Raw genomic sequence first — 16,637 nt, 5'->3', positions numbered from 1 at the left:
AAAGTGTTTGATGTACTCAAGACAACCAACTAGCTTAGTTATCTCTCGTCATTACTGTTATAAAAAGTTCATTCATTCGAATGATGATTCGTTAAGAATTTTCGAGAATCGTATGTGTTTCACTGTTTAGTTATCAAGGTTGTTTATCTGTCGTTGTCTATCCAACAGCTTGTTTATATTACCACAAGCATTTTCGTTTGTCAACAACTTTTTTTAATTTCTTTTAAAAAACTTTTGAAGTTTTTCAAAACGAAATCCCGCTTCCTCAGAAGCGAGATTCAGTATATCATCAGAGTTTCCATTCGTCAACCCCTTTTTTCAATTTTTTTGATTTTTTTACATTATTTGACATTTGTGCTCAATTTCCGTAGAAAACACTCATAAACACTTTCACAAATATATTCTGATTATACAGGAAATTCAGTACTGTATCCTGCTCAACAAGAGCCATTCCCTGTTTTCCAATCGTGGTATCACAGAGCAGCGTCAGGATCAGAAACCCGATCCAGATAAAGATTATGCACTTCGCACCACCCACTACACCTCCGGCAATTTTATTCACGCCCTTTATCACAGGAAGATTTGTCAGAACATTCAGTATATAACTCAACAGTCTGATCACGATTGCAGAAATTATAAAGGATAAAAGAAATGATATTCCATTTACGATCATGACAGCCAGCGAATCTGCTATATATTCCGCAAACGTACTGACTGCAAGATAGCGGTATGTCTCTGCAGTATTATTTTCCATAAGAGAAGTTTTCAATATGTCCGGAAGTTCCATTTTTTCCATTATCTGCGTCTGTTCTTCTTTATCCAGAGCTTTCTGGCTGCCTGTCTGTTCCATGACCAGTTCCTGGCAGTTACTCTGAACAATATTATAAACAGGTGTATACTCTCTCACAAATGTATTTACATATGGATTAATCACCCATACAAGGAGAAAGGATATGATCATAAAAAAAGCAGATACGATTTCTTTTACAAAGCCTCTGCGAAATCCGGAAGCGCATGCAAAAATAATCAGTGCAAGCACCACAATGCCAAGCCAAGTCCAGCTTATGTCCATTTCATTCTCCTTAACTGAGTTTTATCACATTTACACCAGTATCCATAACAAGCAAATACTTATTCCACCCCAATTTGAAAAAGTCTTTCACTGTTCCATCCACACTTCCAAAATATTTCTCGGAACCGTTGCTATTCAACACGCAAAGCTGGGAACTGTTGTACATAACAATATAATCATCACTCATTCTGATAGTGGTATATGGAATATTAAAATCCTTGCTAAATTTCAGCTTGCCAGCAGAAGAATATACCTGCATGGTATACTGTTTGTCTTTGCTGTCATTTTTAAATACCAGGCCAATGTTGTCTTCATCATAAAAAGTACTGATAATCTCCTGCTCAACCTGGACTGTTTTCAGTTCTTTGGGAATCTGACGCCCGGAATATATGGTAAATCCATCATCCCGAAGTGCAACTGCATTGCTGCCAAGATACTGAATCTGCGGAACTACTACTCCATCATACGTGTACCCGCTTACAATACGGTCATCTTCATTCTGTCCAACTTCTCCGAAATTATAAAAAGCTATGTAACTGGTGGTCTCGCTGCTGTCCACAAACTGATATGCCACCATCATCACAACGCCATTATCTGCCAGTGCCACATCCATAGGATATCCAGGATCCTGAATATTAGTCTGATTTTCTGCCACAAGACTTCCATCTAAATTGTAAAAATTGATCCAGGTGTGGTCGCCGCCATCCAGAATTGCCGCTGCCATTCCGGTTTTGGAAACTTTCGCCTTTACAATACTGTAAGAAGTAGATACAGTCCCGGTAATTCCATTTTTGTCAAGAAAAACCATGGATGTACCATCTTTATCAGCAATCACGGCACAGTCACCGCAAACATCTGCCACGGGATTCTGCATGTCATATGTCTGGGACCATACAGTTTCCAGCTTGTTGTTTACCAGAGATACCTCGTCGGAACTATAGCGCAGAATCTTACCTGACAGATAGGTGTACTGGGTGGAAACAGTATCCTCCTGCTCACTGGTCACCTGTACTTTATAGTTTCGGTAAGTTCTTTTTTCCAGAAAAAGAAAGCCTGCCAAGACCACAAATACAGCAATCAGTATCACGGCAACCGGTTTCAGCACAGCTTTCTTTCTTCGCAAAGCAGCTTTAATTTTTCTTCTCGCAGCTTCATTCCCACCGGCTCCGGCCTGGGCTTTTTCCAGATGGCGTTTCTCGGCCAGAAGTCGTTTCCGCCGCAGTTTCTTTTTGATATTTTTGAATGTGTTTGCCATAATTTAACCTTGCCTTGTATTTTCTATTTTTTCGATTATACCACATCCGGTCAAGGTAATACAATCATTTGCCCCGGATAAATCACCTGGTTTTCTTCCAGATTATTCAGGCGGCAGATTTCCGGGATGGCATCCATATTTCCATAATGGGAAATACTGATCTGGTATAAAGTATCGCCTGGTTTGATCACATAAGTTTCGTATATGCCGTCAGATGAGGTCTGTGCACTGGAATCCGTCTGTTCTTCTGCGTTGGTGCTCTGTTTCTTTATTTTCCGTTCATCAGCTTCCTGGGAAAAAGTTTCCGTCTGATCCACCGTTTCTGCCGGCTCCTCAGTTTCTGTCTGTTCTGCTGCTTCCGCCTCATTTGCAAAATCAGATTCGCTGTCCTGCCAGCTATTCCCGGTTTCATCACTTATTTCTGTATCGGCGGCTTCCTGCGTTATTTTGGGAGTCACCGAAGCATTTCTTTCCAACTGCTCTTCCGGACTTTTCTCCTGTTTGGAAACATCCTGTATCTGATTCGTGTCATTTTCTGCCTGCTTTTCTTCTGATGTATCTTCCTCTGTTTTTCCTGACATAACAGTCACTGCATAATCATCTTCAGGCTGCACCGGCAAGCCACCGTAATTTCTGTAAAAGCCCGCACCTACAGCTAATACAGCAAGTACCAGACAGGCCGTTGCTGCATATGAAAAAACAGAGGTACGCTCCATTTCCTCCTGGGGCTTTTCCTCTGTCTTTTCTGCTTTCTTTGTTTTCTTGTTCCGGATGATTTTCCGAAAAGATACAACCGCCTCGTCAGACACATTTTCTGTAAATTCCGGCGCAAAATCTTTATTTTTTTCAATCATGTACTCCTGCATCAGCGGATTTTTCTCATAATAAATGTAATATCCCCGCTGCCGGACCATAAGGCCATTTTCAAAGAAGAAGAAAGCTTCTTCTTTTTCTGCAGGTTCCATAAGCATAAGCACTTTTTCACCGCCAAAATACCGAAGATGGATTCGGGTCAGCAATTCGTCTGTTTCCATATACATCTGAGGGCGCGAAAAAAACCAGCCTGTTATTTCCTGTCCCGGAAAATATTTTGCCTGGTCTTCCTGTATTTTTGCCCATATTTTTTCAGAGAAATCAATATGATCTGATGCAGCTTCCATATCTTCCACCATCAAAGCTCCCCGGATGAAAAGATAGGTTATACCATTGTTCCATTTTGTTTCGCCTGTAAAAACAGCTACACAGCCTTGTTCTTTTCCGGAACCGACCGCATTCCTGGCAAGCCTTGTCAGAAATGTGTATACGTAATCTTCAATATAAATACGCATATTTCCGGTTGTCAGTCCTACCTGACGTATGTTTCTCGGCAGATTAAAAAGATTTTCCCCATTTTTCGCCTCCTGTTTCTCTTCTTTGTAGATAACTTCTATCATAGTCACATCACCCCTTCGGGTATGAGAATATCACATGAGAAATGCAGATTTTAGCGGAATATAAGACCTGTTTCACAGAATTTTGCGACAGTTTTTGCAAAGGAAATATTTGTCGGGATGAAGGGTACAGCGAACTGCTGCAATTGAATTCCGGCAGAATGTCACGTAAAGTGCAGCATATAGATTTCGATATGTTTTTTTGTACTCAGCCAGGTGCATATTTTTTCCAGATATAGGATAAGATGGATTATATCAGACAGCTGCAGCTGCAAATTATCGTTCATAAGTAATCGGGCAAGTTTGCTTATTTATGAAATTTTTAAAGCAGGAGAACTTTTATGCCTTTTTATGTAAATACCCAAAAACCAGATTCTTCCAGAGAAATTGCACGGCTTCTGGGAAAATGTATTAAGCGTCATAAACGGGACTGGACTGAAATTGTGTTTTTGTGCATTGGAAGTGACCGGGTAACCGGAGACTGTCTGGGACCTTATGTGGGCTATCGTTTAAGTCAGCATCAGCTTCCAGGAATTTTTGTCTACGGTACATTAAGTCAGCCTGTTCATGCCGTCAATCTGTCCGATATAACGGACTTTATTTCAAAGAACCATCCGTTTGCCCTTGTAATTGCTATAGACGCGTCTCTAGGCGATGAAAGACATTTGGGCTATGTGACAATCGGAAACGGTTCTCTTTACCCAGGTGCGGCTGTTCAGAAAGATCTGCCGCCTGTGGGGGATATTTATATTACTGGAATTGTAAATATTGCAGGAATTCTGGAATATCTGACTTTACAGACAACAAGACTGTCCACTGTGATCACGCTGGCTGACACCATTGCACAAGGGATTCTTGGAAATTTTATATAACAATACGGCAAACAGAAGCTTTCACTTCCATTTGCCGTATACTTATTTAGCATATCACTTTTTTGAATTTCCAAAAGGTCTTCTGCAAAAACAGACATAGCGCCTGCCGGTGCCAACACCATACAGGAAAGGCACAGTCAATTAGATAAATGCTTTGATCTGTTTGTAGATACCGGCTGCATCAAGGCCGTATTTCTCAAGAAGAGCAACGGCCGGGCCAGACTCTCCGTAAACATCATTGATACCAATACGTTTAACCGGTACAGGCGCTTTCTCAGCAAGGCACTCGCATACAGCACCACCAAGGCCGCCGATGATGGAATGCTCTTCAACAGTAACAACTTTGCCTGTTTCTTTGGCAGCTGCTACAACAAGTTCCTCATCGAGAGGTTTGATGGTGTGGATGTTAATAACCTTTGCTTCGATTCCTTCTTCAGCCAGTTTCGCAGCTGCTTCCAGAGACGGAGCTACGCAAAGTCCGTTTGCAATAATGGTAAGGTCTTTTCCCTCACGGAGAACAATACCTTTGCCAAGCTCAAATTTATAATCCGGGTTATCATTGATAACCGGAACAGCAAGACGGCCAAATCTCATGTAAACAGGGCCCACATGCTCATAAGCTGCCTCTACCATTGCTTTTGCTTCAATATCATCAGACGGGCATGCAACAATCATTCCCGGAATTGTACGCATAAGTGCAAAATCCTCGCAGCACTGGTGTGTAGCACCATCCTCACCAACGGAAATTCCGCCGTGGGTAGCACCAATCTTAACATTCAGCTTCGGATATCCAACAGAGTTGCGAACCTGCTCAAAGGCACGTCCTGCTGCAAACATAGCGAAAGTACTTGCGAAAGGCACTTTTCCAGTTGTTGCGATTCCGGCAGCAATTCCCATCATGTTGCACTCTGCGATACCGCAGTCGATGTGGCGCTCCGGAAATGCTTTCTTAAAGATTCCGGTCTGTGTAGCTGCAGCAAGGTCAGCATCCAGAACAACCAGATCATCATGTTTTTTTCCAAGTTCTACAAGAGCGTTACCATAACTTGCTCTGGTGGCAATCTTCTTTACTTCTGACATAATGCTTCACCTACCTTTTCCAAATCTGCCATAGCCTGTGCGTACTCTTCATCGTTCGGAGCTTTTCCATGCCAGCCAACCTGGTTCTCCATGAAAGATACCCCTTTGCCTTTTACTGTTTTCATAACGATCGCAGTCGGCATTCCTTTCACAGTCTTTGCCTCGTCAAAAGCAACGCGCAGCTGCGCCATGTCATTTCCATCAGCTACATTTATTACATGGAAATTGAATGCTTCGAATTTCTTATCGATCGGGTATGGGGAGCATACGTCCTCAACTTTACCATCGATCTGAAGACCATTGTTATCAACGATCACTACAAGATTGTCCAGTTTCCTTGCTCCTGCAAACATTGCAGCTTCCCATACCTGACCCTCCTGGATCTCGCCGTCTCCAAGAAGTGTGTATACACGATAGCTGTCATTTGATAATTTTGCAGAAAGTGCCATTCCAACCGCTGCAGAGATTCCCTGTCCAAGGGAACCGCTGGACATATCGACGCCAGGAATATGCTTCATATCCGGATGTCCCTGAAGGTAAGATCCGAGATGACGAAGTGTCACCAGATCCTCTTTCGGGAAATAACCTCTCTCAGCCAGTACAGAATACAGACCTGGTGCAGTATGACCTTTGGAAAGGACAAAACGGTCGCGATCTGCTTTCTTCGGATCCTTAGGATCAATATTCATTTCCTCAAAATAAAGATAAGTAAATAAATCTGCTGCTGATAAAGATCCGCCTGGATGACCAGCTTTAGCAGCATGCAGTGCTGTTACGATGTCTTTGCGGACTTCGTTGGCAACTTTCTGAAGCTCTAAATTCTCCATTTTCAATTCTCCTTATTATTTCCCTTGATATCATGATGTGCGAATCACAACCGGATTGAATTCTTACGTAAAATAATTTCTCGGTTAATTATTCTCCAAATACAGCCTTGTAATCATTCTGGAATTTAACAATACCAGCGTCTGTCAGCGGATGATGAGTCATCTGCTCAAGTACTTTAAATGGTACAGTAGCGATATCAGCACCTGCAAGTGCGCACTGTGTTACATGCATTGGATGACGTACACTTGCTGCGATGATCTCGGTATCGATGCCTGCAACTGCAAACATATCAGCGATCTGGCGAATGAGCTCAACACCGTCTGTAGAGATATCATCCAGTCTTCCAAGGAATGGAGATACATATGTAGCACCAGCTCTTGCTGCAAGAAGTGCCTGGTTAGCGCTGAAGATCAGAGTTACATTTGTCTTGATACCTTCTTTTGAAAGAACTTTAACTGCTTTCAGACCTTCGCATGTCATAGGAATTTTTACAACCATGTTCGGATGGATTTTGGCAATCTCGCGTCCCTCACGGATCATTCCCTCTGCATCTGTTGTAGTAGCTTTAACCTCGCCGCTGATCGGTCCATCGACGATCTCTGTGATCTCTTTGATTACTTCATTGAAATCTCTTCCCTCTTTCGCGATCAGGGATGGATTTGTAGTTACGCCACAGATAATTCCCATATCGTTAGCTGCCTTAATATCTTCTACTTTTGCTGTGTCAATAAAAAATTTCATGATTTCTTCCTCCTAAATGAATTAAACTAAAGCGCTCTCTTTGTCTTGCACTGTTCATATGCTTTCATTATAGCAGACTTCATTTACAGGTCAAGGCGTGGGATGAATTATTAATAAATATTCAATTAATAATTTTGTTTATTATTAATCATTCCATAGTTTGTTAGTATGGTATCAATCAATTTTCCACTGTATCAATCAGCTTTTCCAGCAATTTTACCAGATGTTTTTTCAAAAATTATTAGTAATAATTTCCAGCAAATTATTTATTTAAACTTATTTTCTTCGGATTTTTCGTTTATGGGATCCGGTTTGTCCATACGTGCATAACCGGTGGTTTTTCGCACAATAATCTTGGGATTATACTCAATATTATATACACTTGTAGGACGGATGCCTTCCCCGAAACGGATGCCTGTATCAATTTTCCGGATGATAATGTCACAGGCATCCCTGCCCTTCAGATCAACAAAGTGATCAATGGTAGTCAGTGACACTCTGCGAATTCCGGAATAAAAAATATTGTCGCAGCCGATTACCGATACATCCTTTGGTACTCTCAGACGGGCATCCTGAAGAGCATCCACAGCACCAATGGCCATCATGTCATTCTGTCCGGCAATGGCAGTAAATCTGCTGCCATCCTCCAGAAGAGACCTGGTCAGGGCATAGCCCATGGAATACTCGGAATCCGTCTTTGGATTGCGACGATCAACGGACTCGTCAGCCGCCCGGATGATCACATGCCCGGAAAGACCTGCCTTCTCAAACTCCTGCACAAAACCGTCCACTCGTTTGGAACGCTGCCACTGTCTTCTGGTAAGCGGCGGCGTAATAAAGGCCACATCCCGATGTCCCAGATCCAGCAGATGCCTTGCCATAAGCCGTCCCACTTCTGTGTTATCCTGATTAATAGCATCTACTGTACTGATTTTTTCTTTGTTGCTAATGATAACCAGCGGAATGCTTCTTGCCATCTCCTCTACCTGGCTGATATAGTCCGGGTGGGGGTTGCAGGCATAAATGATTCCCTGGGGTGCCATGGCGCGGATCATGCGCAGATACTTCTCTTCCAGCCTGGCATCGCGCTGGGTATTGCAAATGAAAACTCCGTAGCCACGCTCGTTGGCTACCGCCTCGATTCCCTGAAGGAGAAGCACATAGTAAGGGCTGGTAATGGTTGGGCAAAAGACAACGATCAGTTTTTCCTTTTTGTTCTCTTTTTTATTTTTGTGGCCCGGAAGCTGATAACCCAGTTCTCTGGCCGCGCTTTCCACTTTTTCCACTGTTTCTCGGGAAAAAGAAACATTGTACTTATGGTTCAGAACCATGGAAACTGTTGCCTGGGAAACTCCTGCTTTCTCTGCCACATCTGATGAAGTCACTTTTTTGCGTGCCACAAAAATCACCTCCTGCCATCTTACAGTTCTACCCTGCCCTCCAGTGCCCGAAGCAGAGTAACTTCATCAATGTATTCCAGGTCACCGCCGACCGGCACACCACTGGCAATACGACTGACCTTGATCCCGGTTGGCTTGATCAGCTTACTGATATACATTGCTGTAGTCTCTCCCTCCAGACTGGAGTTGGTGGCAACGATCACTTCTTTTACATCTCCCTGAAGTCGCATGATCAGCTCTTTCAGCTTGATATCATCCGGACCAATTCCCAGCATAGGGGATATTGCGCCGTGAAGTACATGATAAACTCCATCAAATTTACCGGTTTTTTCATAAGCAGCAAGATCCCTGGTGTTCTCCACTACCATAATCGTACTGTGATCTCTTTTGGGATTGCTGCAGATTGGGCACATTTCTTTATCCGTAAGGGTGTAGCAGCACTTACAGTACTGTACGTTCATCCGGGCATCGGTGATGGCATTGGTAAGCTGCTGCACCTGTTCCTTTGGCATATTCATAATATGAAAAGCCAGGCGCTGGGCAGACTTTGCCCCGATTCCCGGAAGATGGGAAAACTGCTCAATCAGTTTATTGATATGACTGCTGTAGTATTCCATCAGAATGGAAGACCCCCGCCAAGTCCTCCCAGACCTCCTGTAAGTTTGGACATTACAGCCTGGTTCTCCTGCTCAACCTTGCGAAGTGCTTCATTAGTTGCTGCAACAATAAGATCTTCAAGCATCTCGATGTCATCCGGATCTACAACTTCCTCTGCAAGCTTCACCTTGGTCACTTCTCTCTTACCTGAGATAGTTACTTCTACAGCTCCGCCGCCGGCTGCTGCAGTAAACTCTTTCTCCTCGAGAGCTTTCTGGTTCTCTTCCATCTGGCGCTGCATTTTCTGCGCCTGCTTCATAAGGTTATTCATGTTTCCTGGCATACCCATGCCTGGAAATCCTCCACGCTTTGCCATTACAAAGTCCTCCTTTAACTGTTCTGATTTCATGCTGGATTCCGCATTTCTGATTTTTCAAACAGGCTCTATAACATTTGCGGCAGCAAAAATCATTTTTCATAACAATATTCACATTTTCTGCAAATATTATTAATTTACTTCTCGTTCGTCGCTTTCACGGCAACTCTTATGTTGCTGCACAAAAATCAAACAGCAACACTCTTATTCTTCTGCATCGTCAGGATCTTCCTCCACAACAACATCCATATGGATATTCTCCCGGAGAGCCTGATCTACAGTAACCTTGGCAAGATTGGTATGGTTGTGTTCTTTTGCCACCACCATCTTAAGTTCTACACTCTTGCCAGTCTGGGCCAGGATGATATTCTTCAGTTCTTCCTCTGCTTCCGGATTATCTACATAGGTTTTTCCAAGGAAATCCTGGAATTCAATGTAGAGAACCGGTTCACCGGTCTGGCCATTGTATTTGGGAATAGACTTCTGGAGCATCTGTTTGAAAATACCGCTGGTCTGACCTACGATCACCTTCCAGCTGGCTACAATCTTCTGCAGATCCTCGGGTGCTGCCTTCTCAGGTGCTGCTGCCATGGCTTCTGCACTGCCATACGATCCGATTCCTGTACTTCCGGCGTTGCCAGTGGCTCCCGGCTGAACAAATACCTGTTGAACAGGCCGCTCGTCCATGCGCTGTTCCAGAACGCGAAGACGATCCAGGACAGAATCCAGATTGGTCTCCATCGCCGGACGGCACAGTTTGATCAGGGCAATCTCCACCAAAACACGCTTCTGGGTGGAATAGCGTATCTGACTGGACAGGTCAGAAAAAATACGGATGTAGCGCATCAGCGTCTCTACATCCACCATCTCACTTTCTTCTCTTAGAAGTTTCAGATTCTCAGATGATACATCAATGGCTTCCTCCGGATTCTCGGAGGTTTTTACCAGAAGGAGATTACGCATGTACCAGGTAAAATCTCCCACAAACTGTCCAAGCTCTCTTCCGCCTATGATCAAATCCTCAAGAGTGCGTATCGCACCTGTCACATCTCCCTGGAGCACTTTTCGCAAAAGCTTGCTGAACACTTCCGTATCCACAGCTCCCAGAACCTCCAGGACTTTGTCATAAGTCAGTGTCTGCCCCAGATAAAAGGCAATGCACTGATCCAGAAGGCTTAGTGCATCTCGCATGGAACCGTCTCCGGCTTTTGCCACATAACGGACGGCTTTTTCTTCTGCCTCTACGCCTTCGATTTTCAGAAGTTCATCCAGCCTTGCCGCAATGGTATCAATAGTGATGCGGTGAAAATCGTATCGCTGACATCTGGACAAAATAGTGATCGGTATCTTGTAGGCCTCTGTGGTGGCAAGAATGAAGATAACATAAGACGGAGGTTCCTCCAGTGTTTTCAGAAGAGCATTAAACGCTCCTGTCGAAAGCATGTGAACCTCGTCGATAATGTATACCTTATAGTTTCCTTCAGTAGGACGATAGGCCACCTCCTCACGGATCTCACGGATATTGTCAACGCCGTTATTGGACGCTGCATCGATCTCGATCACGTTCATGGAGGTGCCAGCCTGTATCGCCTTACACATGTCACATTCACCACAGGGACTTCCATTTACCGGATGCTGGCAGTTTACTGCTTTTGCCAGTATTTTTGCAACGGTAGTCTTACCGGTTCCTCGGGTGCCGCAAAACAGATACGCGTGACCAATACGGTTATGCTTGATCTGATTGGTCAGGGTAGTTACAATGTGATCCTGTCCCTTGACATCGTCAAAATTATCCGGTCTGAACTTCCGGTATAGAGCAGTATAGCTCATTTATGGAAACTCCTTTCTAACAGCAGGGAATCAATCGCCGAAGCTGATTCCGATCTGCTTTGCAGCCTTAACGGTCTGGTCTTTCGGAGAAACCATTTTCAGCTTGCCGGCACATTCTTCAAGAGGTACTCTCTTGATTTTGCCATTTACAATACCGATCATGATGCCATATTCTCCGTCCAGAATAGCCTCTGCTGCTCCTGCTCCGATTCTTGTGGAAAGCACACGATCATATGCACATGGTGCCCCACCTCGCTGTGTATGTCCCGGAACTGTAATGCGTACCTCAGAACCAAGCTTCTGGGTAATCTTGTCTGCAATTTCATAGGATACGGAAGGATACTTCTTCGCGCGGTCTTCCAGCTTTTTCTTGTAATCTTTCTTGGAAAGAAGGGCATCCTCTTTGGAAATGGCGCCTTCTGCCACTGCAAGAATGGTGAAACGCTTGCCAGCTTTAGATCTCTTCTGGATAGCTGCAACTACTTTCTCAATGTCGTATGGGATTTCCGGAATCAGGATAATATCTGCTCCGCCGGCAATTCCTGCGTGCAGAGTAAGGCTTCCTACCTTGTGTCCCATAACTTCTACGATAAATACACGGCCATGGGATGCTGCTGTTGTATGAATGCAGTCGATAGCGTTTGTTGCAATATTTACTGCACTCTGGAACCCGAATGTCATATCTGTACCCCAGATATCATTGTCGATGGTCTTAGGCAGATGGATGATATTCAGACCTTCTTCTCTTAAGAGGTTGGCTGTTTTCTGGGTTCCGTTTCCTCCGAGGATTACAAGACAGTCAAGACAAAGCTTGTAATAAGTCTGCTTCATAGCCTCTACCTTGTCCAGTCCATTGGCATCCGGTACGCGCATAAGCTTAAACGGCTGTCTGGATGTTCCAAGAATAGTTCCGCCCTGTGTAAGGATTCCGGAAAAATCCTTGGATGTAAGCATACGGTATTTGCCGTAGATCAGTCCCTTATATCCATCATCAAATCCGTAAACTTCCAGGTCATCAATGCTGTTTGTAAGCCCTTTTACAACTCCCCGCATGGTGGCATTCAGTGCCTGGCAGTCACCGCCGCTTGTTAATAAGCCGATTCTTTTAATCATAGTACCCTCCATTTCTGTGTCTCTAGAGCGTGTTTCAAAAATCATTCCAGCAAGCTACGCGCTCCAGTAAAAACTACATTTTGAAATTTGATCCGCGAGCTCTGTTCGTTACTGATCACAAAGTGAGCAGTGACCGCTGTTCTGTTACGTCTGGGCAGCGTAAAAATCGCGGGGCAAGTTTGTTTATATTATATAATATTTCCCGTTCTGACACAACAAGTAATTTGCAACCAGATATTTCTGGAGCCGGCTTGTTACTGTTCACTCCGTGACCAGTAACGCGCTTCGCGATGCACAGAAATCATGCATTCGCATGATTTCGCGCCGCAATTCTCGGGTTTTCTGTGAACTTTGTTCACAAAAAACACCTCGCGGAATGTTACCAGTGAACAGTAACGCCGGCTTGACAATACATTAAATTTTTTTGCTGTTTTGCAGCAGTGGCTTGACAAATCCACAGTCTTCCTTTATAATTAAATTCCGCGCAGCCGGGGAGATAGCGGTGCCCTGTACCTGCAATCCGCTACAGCAGGGGTGATGCCAATCTGAGGCTTGTATCTTGTGGAGCTGCCCTTTATAAGTGGCGTTGACGTTTGGGTCTTACGCAACAGGACTCTATGAACCGTGTCAGGACAGGAATGTAGCAGCACTAAGTAGAATCTCCTGTGTGCCGTGAGGGTGCCTGGGCTGAGTTAACTGTAGAGGTAACGTCTGTGAGACCATTCCGAGGTGCGGCGCGCGAAAGAAGAGGATTGTGGAACGTCTGTGAGGACGTTCTTTTTTTGTGTTAAAAAAGATTTCTGCAAAATGGGGCGGGCAAATTACGGGAATGCTTTTTCAAACAGGCTCTGGCGCGGTACGCCCCAGGCAAACAAAAAGACACATATTGTATCAGGGCTGTGAATGTGTTGTTCACGCCATTTTTACAATATGTGTCCTATTTTTAGTTTGCTATTCTATTTTGAATGCAAGCTGTGAAAAATCATTTGCACAGCTCCGCTACGACCTGATTGATCACCTTGCCGTCAGCCTTGCCCTTCAGCTCTGGCATAATAGTCTTCATGATCTGTCCTTTGTTTCCAGAAGCGATCAGGTCTGCATGTTTCTCTGTAAGGTAAGCCTTGATCTCCGAAGCGTCCATCAGCTTTGGAGCGTATTTCGCAATCACATCATATCTTGCCTGATATTCATCTTTCAGATCCTGTCTGGATTCCGGACAGGTGTCGATCTGCTCTTTCACAGATTTCAGCTCTTTCAGGATAACACGGTCAACCAGTTCGCCACTGATATCGTCACGGCAGCCTTCGTCGATTGCCACCTTCTTCACTGCGGAAATCAGGGAAGAGACTGCATCCTTTGTTACTTTATCCTTTGCTTTCATGGCAGCTACCATGTCTTTTCTCAATGCTTCAAGTTCCATTGTATTTTCCTCCTGTCATTTTCTATGTGGTTGTTTACATAATGTTCCACAACGTTCCATCAAATCATAATTCTTTCATCCTGTGGCATTTCAGACGACTTGATGTATTTTTTGCTTTGTTTTTTATCATACCACTAATTTTCTGATTTTCCAACCTGCTCTGCCAAAGATTTTTTCAGCATTTTCTTCTTTTCCCGAAGCTCGCGAAAAAAATCGGAAAGCATGATGGAACACTCTTCCTGAAGGACACCGCGGATTACTTCTACCTTGTGGTTAAAGCCATCCATTTCCAAAAGATTCAGCACAGAACCGGCACATCCTGCTTTTGGATTCATGCTGCCGATAACCACACGGTCAATTCTGGACTGCATAAGCGCTCCGGCGCACATCTGGCAAGGCTCTAAGGTTACATACATCGTGCAGCCTTCCAGTCTCCAGTCTCCTAATTTTTTGCTTGCCTTTTTAATCGCGTTCAATTCTGCGTGAGAAAGGGTATTCTTGTCCGTGTTTCTCCGATTATAGCCTCTTGCAATGATCTGCCCGTTGCAAACGATCACACAGCCAATTGGCACCTCTTCCAATGCCCGGGCTTTCTTTGCCTGGCGAATAGCCTCTTTCATATAACGTTCCTGATCTGTAAGCATTTTTTACCTTTACTTTCTACTACTTTATGGTGAATCTCGGCATTTTTGCCGCTGCGCTGTCATTTTCATTTCAGGCGCCGCAGCGGCAATAGCTTTATTATAGGCAGTTCGCACAGGGATGTCAATTTTAACAACCGGCAGGTGGATCAATCGCACGGTACCAGTACCCTCCCCTGCCTTTTTTCACCTTGATACAGTTGCTTTCTTTGAAGCAGGAAAAGCCGAACATGCCTGCCATAAACTGTTCCTGCTGGTCGTAGCTTCCGGGTACACCAAGTATGTACCGGCCATTTGATCTGTGGCACAGAAGGAGATGTCCGAAATTGTAGTATCCGTATTGCAAAAAACGGTTGTTGCGAAGGGCGCATTGTCTTCTTGGAAAATGGACCAGATCCTGGGGTGTAATTTTCCAGCACTGGTTCAGATCGCTGTCTTGGAACGGGCAGAAGGGCTGACCAAATGGGAGTGCTATGGTTTTCTCCTTTTCCTCTTGTTTTGTATTTACTCTACAGGTAATTTTTTGCTCTGCTTCCCATATTTCCCCCACGGTTGGCTCATCTTTTGCTTGTGGTTCATCACTTATCATTTCTTCTGCTTCTAGCAGATCATCCTGCATTTGTTCCACCACATCCTCCACTTCATGCCTGTCATCTAAATCAGGTGTGGAATCTGTTTCCGGCTTGCTTTCATTCTCCAGCTTTTCTTCTGCTTTCTCTTTTATTATTTCACATACGGTACCAGTTTCTTCTTTCTTTATTATACTTTCCTTAAAATTCTCCGGGCGGATTGTCTGGTCATCCCACTCTGTTCCAAAAAAGTCTCCCGATTCTGTAAGCAAAATCATACCTCCCATTTTTTCCAGAGGAATTCCCGAGCCCCCCATATCCGTTCCGTCTGTTTCCACCAGACATTCGATTCTATTTGCCTCCGTTTTGCAGCTGCCCAGCAAAATTCCATTCATCAGTCCCTCTTTTCGCACAAATCCATATACTTTGCACACTTCTCCTGCTGCCAGGTTTCCTACCTGAAGATGTGGTTCAATTGTACACATGTGATTTCTCACTTCCACCTTCATAAAGCCACAATTATCTTCCTTTTTCCCTTTTCGGTATTCATATACATATGCGATAAAACGCCGATATCCCACCAACTGACGCCCTCCCCTTTTTATGCATCTCATTCATTAATGTATATGAAAAAACAGAATTTTCATTCATAAAAACGCATTCTGCTTCACTTGGAATATCTGTTCAAATGAATTAATTTAATTGCCTCTCCCCAAATAATACCTGGTTAATTTCAATTCTTTTTGAAATTTTTTGAATTTTTTCAATTTTTCTGTTGACAAGCCAGTACATTCTATGTATAATATCACTTGCAGTTGACGAAGTGTGGCTCAGTTTGGTAGAGCGCTGCGTTCGGGACGCAGAGGTCGTGGGTTCGAATCCCGTCACTTCGACTACTTGGCAGGGGCGCCGAAATTCTTGAGGAATCAAGGGTTTCGGTGTTTTTTTGTTTGAAAAGTGGTAGCGGAAATAAGATAAATCTTTATATTTAAGAAATTCTATTTGCTTTCTTTCGAAAGCTATATTCCATTTTAATACTATAATCTGCGCACAGAAAGTAACTATAGGCTTTACACACCGTTCAAATACCGTTACAATAGTTATATCATAATAATTATAGTAAGGACGGTGTTTCATATGATGGAGGATTTCTACGTGCCAACTGACATCCAATTTAAAGACGACTTACGAAAAGAAGAAATCAAACTGGAAGAGTTGTTAAATTTACTAAAGAATCAGGAATATGAGAAGCTTCAGAAAAAGCTGGAACGTGACTTGAAGCGTGTCCGTGAAAGCTTACAGGACTAGAGCCTGTTTGAGAAAGGGGCTGTCACACTGAACCGCTCCCCGTCAAGTAGACAATTGAAAAAATATAAATTTTTCTTGCCAGCAGAAATTTATCTGCTGGCAGTT

16 protein-coding genes, 1 tRNA gene, 1 other RNA gene and 1 pseudogene are annotated in these 16,637 nt (G+C 43.8%); 5 read left to right on the top strand and 14 right to left on the bottom strand.

The features are described from left to right. Positions 1 to 358: 358 nt before the first annotated feature. The 3 genes from AB5Z12_RS19525 to AB5Z12_RS19515 are packed head-to-tail and all read right to left on the bottom strand — an operon-like array spanning position 359 to position 3,760. Positions 359 to 1,072 (bottom strand): CvpA family protein, encoded by a 714-nt coding sequence (locus tag AB5Z12_RS19525; protein ID WP_179988326.1) that lies wholly within the window; start codon positions 1,070 to 1,072, stop codon positions 359 to 361. A gap of 10 nt (positions 1,073 to 1,082) precedes the next feature. Then, entirely contained in the window at positions 1,083 to 2,327 is a 1,245-nt protein-coding gene (locus tag AB5Z12_RS19520) for a DUF5711 family protein (RefSeq protein WP_148463554.1), read from the bottom strand. Positions 2,328 to 2,377: 50 nt separating this feature from the next. Then, positions 2,378 to 3,760, bottom strand: a complete 1,383-nt coding sequence (locus tag AB5Z12_RS19515) for a LysM peptidoglycan-binding domain-containing protein (protein ID WP_195409598.1) — start codon at positions 3,758 to 3,760, stop codon at positions 2,378 to 2,380. A gap of 338 nt (positions 3,761 to 4,098) precedes the next feature. Between AB5Z12_RS19515 and yyaC the strand changes: the two genes are divergently transcribed. Continuing rightward, the gene (gene yyaC, locus AB5Z12_RS19510; RefSeq protein ID WP_148463555.1) at positions 4,099 to 4,629 is read left to right on the top strand and encodes a spore protease YyaC; all 531 of its coding nucleotides are present in this window, start codon (positions 4,099 to 4,101) and stop codon (positions 4,627 to 4,629) included. Between the two features lie 141 nt (positions 4,630 to 4,770). On the opposite strand, the gene AB5Z12_RS19505 is transcribed toward yyaC, so the two are convergent. The 8 genes from AB5Z12_RS19505 to AB5Z12_RS19470 all read right to left on the bottom strand — a co-directional run bounded on the left by AB5Z12_RS19505 (position 4,771) and on the right by AB5Z12_RS19470 (position 12,591). Beyond that, positions 4,771 to 5,709 carry a transketolase family protein gene (locus AB5Z12_RS19505; protein ID WP_118577966.1) on the bottom strand — a complete coding sequence of 313 codons (939 nt, stop codon included), beginning with the start codon at positions 5,707 to 5,709 and terminating at the stop codon, positions 4,771 to 4,773. Continuing rightward, on the bottom strand, positions 5,697 to 6,536 hold the full coding sequence (locus tag AB5Z12_RS19500; protein WP_195409599.1) for a transketolase: 840 nt from the start codon (positions 6,534 to 6,536) through the stop codon (positions 5,697 to 5,699). Before AB5Z12_RS19500 ends, AB5Z12_RS19505 begins: the two co-directional genes overlap by 13 nt. A gap of 88 nt (positions 6,537 to 6,624) precedes the next feature. Continuing rightward, complete coding sequence (gene fsa / locus AB5Z12_RS19495; protein ID WP_021924793.1) at positions 6,625 to 7,278, bottom strand: fructose-6-phosphate aldolase; 654 nt, start codon at positions 7,276 to 7,278, stop codon at positions 6,625 to 6,627. 266 nt (positions 7,279 to 7,544) lie between these two features. Further along, entirely contained in the window at positions 7,545 to 8,678 is a 1,134-nt protein-coding gene (locus AB5Z12_RS19490; protein ID WP_173736552.1) for a LacI family DNA-binding transcriptional regulator, read from the bottom strand. A 20-nt stretch (positions 8,679 to 8,698) separates the two neighbouring features. Further along, positions 8,699 to 9,295, bottom strand: coding sequence for a recombination mediator RecR (gene recR / locus AB5Z12_RS19485; RefSeq protein WP_173736551.1), 597 nt, complete (start codon positions 9,293 to 9,295; stop codon positions 8,699 to 8,701). Further along, on the bottom strand, positions 9,295 to 9,651 hold the full coding sequence (locus tag AB5Z12_RS19480; protein ID WP_021924790.1) for a YbaB/EbfC family nucleoid-associated protein: 357 nt from the start codon (positions 9,649 to 9,651) through the stop codon (positions 9,295 to 9,297). Before AB5Z12_RS19480 ends, recR begins: the two co-directional genes overlap by 1 nt. 204 nt (positions 9,652 to 9,855) lie before the next feature. Continuing rightward, on the bottom strand, positions 9,856 to 11,481 hold the full coding sequence (gene dnaX / locus AB5Z12_RS19475; RefSeq protein WP_173736550.1) for a DNA polymerase III subunit gamma/tau: 1,626 nt from the start codon (positions 11,479 to 11,481) through the stop codon (positions 9,856 to 9,858). Between the two features lie 30 nt (positions 11,482 to 11,511). Then, on the bottom strand, positions 11,512 to 12,591 hold the full coding sequence (locus tag AB5Z12_RS19470; protein WP_334284973.1) for an ATP-dependent 6-phosphofructokinase: 1,080 nt from the start codon (positions 12,589 to 12,591) through the stop codon (positions 11,512 to 11,514). A 483-nt stretch (positions 12,592 to 13,074) separates the two neighbouring features. On the opposite strand from AB5Z12_RS19470, the gene ffs reads away from it, so the two are divergent. Together ffs and AB5Z12_RS19460 are read left to right on the top strand one after the other, a co-directional pair. After that, positions 13,075 to 13,336, top strand: an RNA gene (ffs, locus tag AB5Z12_RS19465) — signal recognition particle sRNA large type. 42 nt (positions 13,337 to 13,378) lie between these two features. After that, positions 13,379 to 13,453, top strand: a pseudogene (locus AB5Z12_RS19460) (DUF6783 domain-containing protein); the annotation flags it as partial. A 123-nt stretch (positions 13,454 to 13,576) separates the two neighbouring features. Here AB5Z12_RS19460 and AB5Z12_RS19455 read toward each other — a convergent pair. From AB5Z12_RS19455 to AB5Z12_RS19445, 3 genes are all read right to left on the bottom strand, one after another. Next, the gene (locus AB5Z12_RS19455) at positions 13,577 to 14,014 is read right to left on the bottom strand and encodes a GatB/YqeY domain-containing protein (protein ID WP_118577971.1); all 438 of its coding nucleotides are present in this window, start codon (positions 14,012 to 14,014) and stop codon (positions 13,577 to 13,579) included. Positions 14,015 to 14,148: 134 nt separating this feature from the next. Beyond that, the gene (gene tadA, locus AB5Z12_RS19450; protein WP_118577972.1) at positions 14,149 to 14,658 is read right to left on the bottom strand and encodes a tRNA adenosine(34) deaminase TadA; all 510 of its coding nucleotides are present in this window, start codon (positions 14,656 to 14,658) and stop codon (positions 14,149 to 14,151) included. A gap of 127 nt (positions 14,659 to 14,785) precedes the next feature. After that, the gene (locus tag AB5Z12_RS19445; protein WP_237963532.1) at positions 14,786 to 15,805 is read right to left on the bottom strand and encodes a DUF6128 domain-containing protein; all 1,020 of its coding nucleotides are present in this window, start codon (positions 15,803 to 15,805) and stop codon (positions 14,786 to 14,788) included. A 238-nt stretch (positions 15,806 to 16,043) separates the two neighbouring features. Between AB5Z12_RS19445 and AB5Z12_RS19440 the strand changes: the two genes are divergently transcribed. Next, positions 16,044 to 16,117, top strand: a tRNA-Pro gene (locus AB5Z12_RS19440). A 262-nt stretch (positions 16,118 to 16,379) separates the two neighbouring features. Further along, positions 16,380 to 16,532 carry a hypothetical protein gene (locus AB5Z12_RS19435; protein ID WP_195589718.1) on the top strand — a complete coding sequence of 51 codons (153 nt, stop codon included), beginning with the start codon at positions 16,380 to 16,382 and terminating at the stop codon, positions 16,530 to 16,532. The last annotated feature ends 105 nt before the right edge of the window (positions 16,533 to 16,637 follow it).

The sequence above is a fragment of the Ruminococcus sp. RTP21358st1_G6_RTP21358_211008 genome, assembly GCF_040908885.1.
Lineage (GTDB): Bacteria > Bacillota > Clostridia > Lachnospirales > Lachnospiraceae > Blautia_A > Blautia_A faecis.
The sequence above is the reverse complement of the archived record's forward strand: the minus strand, read 5'-3'. Positions and strand labels throughout refer to the sequence as shown.

Excerpts from the sequence above, each read along its gene's own strand:
- dnaX (WP_173736550.1), bottom strand. The coding sequence starts at position 11,481 with ATGAGCTATACTGCTCTATACCGGAAGTTCAGACCGGATAATTTTGAC.
- yyaC (WP_148463555.1), top strand. The coding sequence starts at position 4,099 with ATGCCTTTTTATGTAAATACCCAAAAACCAGATTCTTCCAGAGAAATT.
- tadA (WP_118577972.1), bottom strand. The coding sequence starts at position 14,658 with ATGCTTACAGATCAGGAACGTTATATGAAAGAGGCTATTCGCCAGGCA.
- AB5Z12_RS19525 (WP_179988326.1), bottom strand. The coding sequence starts at position 1,072 with ATGGACATAAGCTGGACTTGGCTTGGCATTGTGGTGCTTGCACTGATT.
- AB5Z12_RS19505 (WP_118577966.1), bottom strand. The coding sequence starts at position 5,709 with ATGTCAGAAGTAAAGAAGATTGCCACCAGAGCAAGTTATGGTAACGCT.
- AB5Z12_RS19480 (WP_021924790.1), bottom strand. The coding sequence starts at position 9,651 with ATGGCAAAGCGTGGAGGATTTCCAGGCATGGGTATGCCAGGAAACATG.
- AB5Z12_RS19520 (WP_148463554.1), bottom strand. The coding sequence starts at position 2,327 with ATGGCAAACACATTCAAAAATATCAAAAAGAAACTGCGGCGGAAACGA.
- AB5Z12_RS19455 (WP_118577971.1), bottom strand. The coding sequence starts at position 14,014 with ATGGAACTTGAAGCATTGAGAAAAGACATGGTAGCTGCCATGAAAGCA.
- fsa (WP_021924793.1), bottom strand. The coding sequence starts at position 7,278 with ATGAAATTTTTTATTGACACAGCAAAAGTAGAAGATATTAAGGCAGCT.
- recR (WP_173736551.1), bottom strand. The coding sequence starts at position 9,295 with ATGGAATACTACAGCAGTCATATCAATAAACTGATTGAGCAGTTTTCC.
- AB5Z12_RS19500 (WP_195409599.1), bottom strand. The coding sequence starts at position 6,536 with ATGGAGAATTTAGAGCTTCAGAAAGTTGCCAACGAAGTCCGCAAAGAC.
- AB5Z12_RS19515 (WP_195409598.1), bottom strand. The coding sequence starts at position 3,760 with ATGATAGAAGTTATCTACAAAGAAGAGAAACAGGAGGCGAAAAATGGG.